Genomic DNA, 7,043 nt, shown 5'->3' with positions numbered 1-7,043 from the left:
GGCTCAGTCTCCTGTGCCTCTCAACCCGTTTCCCGTTGCCGGTGTTCCGTGTCGATGGAGGCGCATTATAGGGAGTTTCCTCAGGCTGACAAGTGTTTCTTCGAATTAATTTACTGAGCGCATCTTTTTTAAACGAACGGCTTAAAAAGAGACGTTTCATGGCCGAATAACGCACAAAAGTGGCAACTAAACGTTGTAAAGAGACCTGCCGTTGCCGATTGCGGGTGCTATTATTTTGCTTCTTCTCGCAGGATAACCCCAGGAAGGACACTCGATGATAAAATCCGCACGCAGCATGGCTGGTTTGCCATGGATAGCTGCTATGGCCTTTTTCATGCAGTCACTCGACGCCACCATACTGAATACTGCCCTGCCCGCTATCGCCACCAGCCTCGACCGTTCTCCCCTGGCCATGCAATCTGCCGTCATCAGTTACACCCTGACTGTCGCTATGTTGATTCCGGTCAGCGGCTGGCTCGCCGATCGCTTCGGCACGCGCAAGGTGTTTATTATTGCGGTTTTGCTGTTTACCCTCGGTTCGCTGGCTTGTGCACTGTCACCGACGCTGTCGGTGTTGGTCATGTCGCGCATCGTACAGGGCGTCGGTGGCGCAATGATGATGCCGGTCGCGCGACTGGCACTGTTACGTGCCTATCCGCGCAGTGAACTGCTGCCGGTACTCAACTTCGTCACCATGCCGGGATTAGTTGGCCCGATACTGGGACCGATGCTGGGCGGCGTGCTGGTCACCTACGCCACCTGGCACTGGATCTTCCTGATTAATATCCCGATTGGCATTCTCGGCATTATCTACGCACGCAAATATATGCCGGACTTCACCACACCCAAGCGCCGCTTCGACTTTTTCGGCTTCATATTATTCGGGGCTGGACTGGTGATGATCTCGATTGGGATTGAGCTGTTCGGTGAGCGGATTGTTTCTGCCTGGCTGGCCGGCGGGATATTACTCAGCGGGATCGTGCTTTTACTCCTCTATATAGTGCATGCCCGAAATCACCCTTCACCGCTGATCAATCTGCCGATGTTTAAAACCCGGACCTTCTCAGTCGGCATCGTCGGCAACATTGCCTCTCGTCTCGGCACCGGTTGTGTGCCCTTTTTAATGCCGCTCATGTTGCAGGTCGGGTTTGGCTTTTCCGCAATTATCGCAGGCTGCATGATGGCGCCAACCGCCCTTGGTTCGATACTGGCGAAGTCGACGGTGACACAACTGCTGCGCTGGCTGGGCTATCGCCGTCTGCTGGTCGGCATTACCGCCATTATTGGCATTCTGATCGCCAGCTTCTCTTTGCAGTCACCCGCGGAAAGCATCTTTGTACTGTTGCTTCCGCTGTTTATTCTCGGCATGGCGATGTCTACACAGTTCACCGCTATGAACACCATTACTCTGGCCGACCTGGATGATGATAACGCCAGCGGGGGTAACAGCGTGCTGGCCGTGACACAGCAGTTAGCAATCAGTTTTGGTGTGGCCGTCAGCGCTGCAGTGCTGCGCTTCTATCAGGAGTTTGAAACCAGCACCATTTCACAGTTCCATGCCACGTTTCTGACCATGGGTGTCGTTACCGTGCTTTCGGCGCTGACCTTTATGCTGCTGAAAAACGGGGATGGTCGTAATCTGATCAGTAATCGCGACAAGAAGAAGAAGCGCTAAACCGAACCCCGCACCACCAGTTCCGGCGTCAGCACAAGCGTTTGCTGGCTGGCGCCGGGATCGCTGAGACGATGAATTAAGGTATCTATCGCCAGTTCACCCAGCGCATCTTTCGGCTGATGGATGGTACTTAGTGGTGGAGTGAGATAACGCGCCAGTTCGATATCGTCATATCCCATGACCGCCATCTGCTGCGGAACCCGCATACCGGCCTGATAGAGAGCGTGATAAACGCCGACCGCCATAGCATCGTTACTGGTGAATACGGCTTCCGGCGGCGTTTCCAGCGCCAGCAACTCGACCATCCCGTTGTAGCCTCCCTGAAATTCAAAGTCACCATTCACCACATAGCCTGGCAGAATAGCCAGGCCACTCTTTGTCATGGCGTTGCGATAACCTTCGAGGCGCATACGTGCCGGGGTTTTATCCTGCGGACCGGCGATACAGGCGATGCGGGTGTAACCGCTGTCGATAAGGTGCTGCGTCGCCAGCTCTCCGCCCAGCAGCGCGTTATCCTGAATGATGTCACCCCGGCCTTCAAAGGGCGCCCAGTCCATCATCACCGCAGGTATAGAAGGATAACGGTTCAGAATATCTGCCGAGGGCAGGTGACTTTCAGTACACATGATCAGCAAACCATCGACGCGCTTCTGCATCAGCGTCTCCAGGCTGCGGTTCATCCGCTCCTCATCACCCGCCGTGTTACAGAGAATCAGGCTATAGCCACGCTGATAGCAGCTCTCCTCCACACCCCGCACCACTTCAGCATAAAAGGGGTTACTACTGGTGGTCAGCAACATACCGATGGTGTGCGTCTGATTGATTTTCAGACTGCGCGCCAGCGCAGAAGGGGCGTAGTTAAGGTGGCGGATGGCCTGCTCAACTTTTTCCCGTACGCCTTCACTGACAAAGCGATTGTTATTGATCACGTGCGAGACAGTGGAGGTAGAGACGCCCGCCAGGCGAGCGACATCTTTCATGGTGCTCAAATGCTTAGCCCTGCTGCTGCAAAAAATCATCGATCTCCGCGCGCCACGGCACGGAGGGCTGCGCACCCGAGCGGGTAACGGCAATAGCGGCGGCGGCATGAGCAAATCGCACCGCGTCGTACATTGGCTTCTGCTCCAGTCGCGCGGTAATAAAAGCACCGTTAAAGGTGTCACCGGCCGCGATGGTGTCGATAGCTTTAACGCTGAAGCCCGCAATGCGCTGACCTTCCCCCTGCTCGCTCAGCCAGACACCGCGGCGACCGAGGGTAATCAGTACCGTGCCGATGCCTTTGGCATGCAGCACTTCCGCAGCGCGAGCCGCATCTTCATCGTTGTTGACCGCAATGCCGGTCAGACTCTCGGCTTCGGTCTCATTCGGCGTAATAATGTCGATCAGCGCCAGCAACTCATCTGAGAGACGGGTAGCGGGTGCCGGATTGAGAATAACCTGCGTCTGATGCTGTCGGGCGAAGGTCGCGGCGGCCAGCACGCTTTCCAGCGGCGATTCCAGCTGCATTAATAGTGCATCGGCATCGGCGATAACCTGCTGATGACGCGTTACGCAATCGGGTGTTAACGCCGCGTTTGCACCGGAGTAGATGCCGATGTTGTTCTCACCGTCACCGTTGACGAAAATCATCGCCACACCGGTCGACTCACCCTCGACAACCTCGACCGGCGAGGTATCAATATTGTCCTGTGTGAGCTGCTCACGAATACGTTCGCCAATGTCGTCAGCGCCTACACAGGCGATAAATGCGATATCGGCACCAGCACGACCAGCGGCTACCGCCTGATTCGCACCTTTACCGCCAAACGCAATCTGATAATTCTGCCCGATCACCGTTTCACCGGGACGAGGGAAGTGCGCCAGATTAAGGATGTGGTCAGCGTTAATGCTGCCAAGAACGGCCAGTTTTGCGTTTTTGCTCATTAGGGGAGTCCGGAATAAGTGCGCCACCGGGAGGGTGGCGCGGTGCCCTGCTTTTCTTTGAGTTATTGAGTGACCAGCTTCAGGTCGACCGGGTTGATCGCCTTCACTTTTTCACCCTTCAGCACTTTATCAGCGGTATCCACGCCGATCATGCCAATTTTTTCTGGCATCTGTGCCACGGTCGCAGACAGTTTGCCAGCTTCTACGGCTTTAACGCCATCAGCAGTGCCGTCAAAACCAACCACGATCACACCGGTTTTTCCGGCGGTCTGCAGTGCACGCAGAGCACCCAGTGCCATTTCGTCGTTCTGCGCGAATACCGCCTGAACATCCGGATGCGCCTGCAGCAGGTTCTGCATGACGTTCAGTCCTTTAGTACGGTCAAAGTCAGCAGGCTGGCTGGCGAGGATCTGGAATTTATGCGCATCAGCGGCCTGTTTGAAGCCTTCACCACGTTCACGGGCAGCAGAGGTACCAGCAATGCCCTGCAACTCAATAATTTTGGCGTTTTCGCCGACTTTTTTAGCGATGAAGTCACCGGCCATTTTACCGCCGAAACGGTTATCAGAGGCGACGTGGCTCACCACGGTGCCCTGTGCAGCAACGCGATCCAGGGTGATAACCGGAATGTTCGCCTGGTTAGCCATCTTCACTGCGTTACCCACGGCATCAGAGTCAGTCGGGTTGATCAGCAGCAGCTTAGTGCCGCGAACAGTCAGATCCTGCACGTTCGCCAGCTCTTTAGCCGGGTTGTTCTGTGAATCCAGCACGACCAGGTTGTAGCCCAGCTTATCGGCTTCTTTCTGTGCACCCTCTTTCAGGGAAACAAAGAACGGGTTGTTCAGGGTTGAAACCACCAGCGCAATGGTATCTTTTGCCATAGCGCTGGTACTGAGCGTTGCGCCGAGGATCATGGCCAGTGCGGTTAACTTTTTCATCTTGTTATCCTGTGTAAGGTCAGAGTTATTTACTGCTTTTATTATCCACCAGCACCGCCAGCAGGATGACTACCGCTTTAACGATCATCTGGTAGTACGAAGAGACGCCCATCAGGTTCAGGCCGTTGTTCAGGAAGCCGAGGATCAGCGCACCAATCAGGGTGCCGAAAATACGGCCTTTACCGCCTGCCAGGCTGGTTCCGCCCAGCACGACCGCAGCAATCGCATCCAGTTCATAGCCGGTGCCCGCTGTCGGCTGTGCCGAAGAGAGACGCGCCACTTCAATGGTGCCCGCCAGCGCTGCCAGCATGCCACTCAGTGAATAGACGATGATCTTGACGCGATTCACATTAATGCCGGAGAGACGCGTTGCCGCTTCATTACCGCCAAGCGCATAGATATAGCGGCCCAGGCGGGTGTGTTGCAGCATGTACCAGGCGGCGATAAAGACCAGCGCCATCAGCCAGACCGGCGCAGGAATACCCAGCGGGCGACCGATACCAAACCAGCCCAGCAGATCGGCATTGGCACTGAACCCGGTGTTAATCGGGCTGCCGTCGGTATAGACCATGGTCACACCGCGCAGCAGCAGCATCATGACCAGCGTGGCGATAAAGGCCTGAACCTTACCGCGCGCCACAATGGTGCCGGTCAGGGCACCAATTGCCGCTCCGAGCGCCAGCGAAGCCGCCACTGCGACCAGGGCATTGACTTCCATGCCCACCAGCGATGCACCCACCGCGCCCGTCAGAGCCAGTAGCGAGCCCACAGAAAGGTCGATACCGGAGGTCAGGATCACCAGCGTCATCCCGACCGCCATAATGGCGTTAACCGAGGTCTGCTGCAGAATGTTGAAGAGGTTCGCCACGGTAAAGAAGTTCGGGCTCTGGCTGGCCACCACGGCGATCAGCACCATCAGCGCAATCAGCGACTTCTGTTCCAGAAGCCAGCTTTTGCTAAACCAGCGACGGCTGGCCGGTAAAGTTTGGGTCGTCATACCACTAAATCCTCGCTGTGTTGCTTGCCTACGGCGGCTGCCATCAGGCTTTCCTGAGTGGCTTCTTCTCGGGTAAATTCGCCGCTGATACGGCCTTCATGCATCACCAGAATCCGATCGCTCATGCCCAGCACTTCCGGCATTTCCGAGGAGACCAGGATGATGCTCAGCCCTTCGGCTTTAAACTGGTTAATCAGTTGGTAGATCTCTTTCTTCGCACCGACATCCACACCGCGTGTCGGTTCGTCCAGAATCAGCACGTTGGGCCGGGTCATCAGACCGCGGGCAATCGCCACTTTCTGCTGGTTGCCGCCTGAAAGCAGGCCAATCGGCTGCTCCATGGAAGGCGTTTTAACGTTGAACAGACGGATAAAATCGCCCACCGCCAACTGCTCTGCTGCGTGTTTCAGCGTGCCGCTGCCATGACTGAAATAGCGCAAGGCCGTCAGCGACATGTTCTCTTTCACTGACATGCCCAATACCAGGCCATCGCGCTTACGATCTTCGGAGATATAGACGATGCCATTAGCCAGCCCATCCTGCGGAGAACGCGTCACGACTTCCCGGCCATTGAGCCACAAGTTGCCTTCGCGACGCGGCAATGCGCCGTACAGCACCTTCATCAGTTCGGTACGACCCGCGCCCATCAAGCCGGAAACGCCGAGGATTTCACCTTTGCGCAGGCTGAAGCTGACGTTCTCTACGCCCGGTCCGCTGACGTTCTCCACTTTCAGCCGCACATCGCCTGGCGCCTGATCGATATGAGGATATTGATCTTCCAGCTTACGTCCGACCATCATCTCGATGAGGCTCTCTTCGGTCAGCTCGCTGACCGGACGCTCAGCAATAAACTGACCGTCGCGGAACACCGTGACGTCATCGCAGATCTCAAAGATCTCTTTCATGCGATGCGAGATATAGACGATGCCACAGCCCTGTGCTTTCAGCTCGTTGATGACCCGGAACAGCGACAGCGTTTCGGTATCGGTCAATGCATCAGTCGGTTCATCCATGATGATGACCTGCGACTCAAAACTCAGGACTTTGGCGATTTCGACCATCTGCTGATCGCCAATCGACAAATCCCCCACCAGCTTGTGGCTGTTGAAGCGCAGATTAAGACGTTTAAGCAGTGCATCCGCTTCGGCATACATACGCGGCCACTGAATACGGCCAAAACGACCGACATATTCGCGACCGAGGAAAATATTCTCCGCCACGGTTAACTGAGGGATCAGGTTCAGTTCCTGATGGATGATGCCAATGCCCGCTTCCTGAGACGCTTTCGGTCCACTGAAGCGGGTCTCTTTGCCGAGCCAGCGCAGCGTACCGGCATCATATTGGTAGATCCCGGTCAGCACTTTCATCATGGTGGACTTGCCTGCGCCGTTCTCGCCCACCAGCGCCATCACGCGTCCTGCCCGGACATTCAGCGACGCACCCTTGAGAGCTTTCACGCCCGGAAAGGATTTTTCAATGCCGTCGAGTTGCAGTAAAGGTTGCATAGCGG

6 protein-coding genes are annotated in these 7,043 nt (G+C 55.9%); 1 reads left to right on the top strand and 5 read right to left on the bottom strand.

The features are described 5' to 3' along the window. Positions 1-274 precede the first annotated feature (274 nt). A complete protein-coding gene (mdtD, locus tag AC2LB6_RS05190; RefSeq protein ID WP_490092703.1) occupies positions 275-1,675 on the top strand; it encodes a multidrug transporter subunit MdtD in 1,401 nt (466 codons plus the stop codon). Here mdtD and rbsR read toward each other — a convergent pair. The 5 genes from rbsR to rbsA all read right to left on the bottom strand — a co-directional run bounded on the left by rbsR (position 1,672) and on the right by rbsA (position 7,038). Further along, entirely contained in the window at positions 1,672-2,655 is a 984-nt protein-coding gene (gene rbsR / locus AC2LB6_RS05185) for a ribose operon transcriptional repressor RbsR (RefSeq protein WP_490092702.1), read from the bottom strand. The genes mdtD and rbsR overlap by 4 nt on opposite strands. 13 nt (positions 2,656-2,668) lie before the next feature. Next, positions 2,669-3,598: a ribokinase gene (rbsK, locus tag AC2LB6_RS05180; RefSeq protein ID WP_490092701.1), complete on the bottom strand. Its 930-nt coding sequence runs from the start codon at positions 3,596-3,598 to the stop codon at positions 2,669-2,671. A gap of 62 nt (positions 3,599-3,660) precedes the next feature. Continuing rightward, on the bottom strand, positions 3,661-4,536 hold the full coding sequence (rbsB, locus tag AC2LB6_RS05175; RefSeq protein ID WP_033784335.1) for a ribose ABC transporter substrate-binding protein RbsB: 876 nt from the start codon (positions 4,534-4,536) through the stop codon (positions 3,661-3,663). A gap of 25 nt (positions 4,537-4,561) precedes the next feature. Then, positions 4,562-5,533, bottom strand: a complete 972-nt coding sequence (gene rbsC, locus AC2LB6_RS05170; RefSeq protein WP_013359547.1) for a ribose ABC transporter permease — start codon at positions 5,531-5,533, stop codon at positions 4,562-4,564. Further along, entirely contained in the window at positions 5,530-7,038 is a 1,509-nt protein-coding gene (gene rbsA / locus AC2LB6_RS05165; protein ID WP_003849481.1) for a ribose ABC transporter ATP-binding protein RbsA, read from the bottom strand. Before rbsA ends, rbsC begins: the two co-directional genes overlap by 4 nt. Between the last annotated feature and the right edge of the window lie 5 nt (positions 7,039-7,043).

This window comes from Pantoea sp. RCC30.1, assembly GCF_058148845.1.
This window is presented reverse-complemented; position numbering and strand designations above follow the sequence as displayed.

What these genes read in the sequence shown, in the direction of transcription:
- mdtD (WP_490092703.1), top strand. Translation starts at nt 275, where the DNA reads ATGATAAAATCCGCACGCAGCATGGCTGGTTTGCCATGGATAGCTGCT.
- rbsR (WP_490092702.1), bottom strand. Translation starts at nt 2,655, where the DNA reads ATGAAAGATGTCGCTCGCCTGGCGGGCGTCTCTACCTCCACTGTCTCG.
- rbsK (WP_490092701.1), bottom strand. Translation starts at nt 3,598, where the DNA reads ATGAGCAAAAACGCAAAACTGGCCGTTCTTGGCAGCATTAACGCTGAC.
- rbsB (WP_033784335.1), bottom strand. Translation starts at nt 4,536, where the DNA reads ATGAAAAAGTTAACCGCACTGGCCATGATCCTCGGCGCAACGCTCAGT.
- rbsC (WP_013359547.1), bottom strand. Translation starts at nt 5,533, where the DNA reads ATGACGACCCAAACTTTACCGGCCAGCCGTCGCTGGTTTAGCAAAAGC.
- rbsA (WP_003849481.1), bottom strand. Translation starts at nt 7,038, where the DNA reads ATGCAACCTTTACTGCAACTCGACGGCATTGAAAAATCCTTTCCGGGC.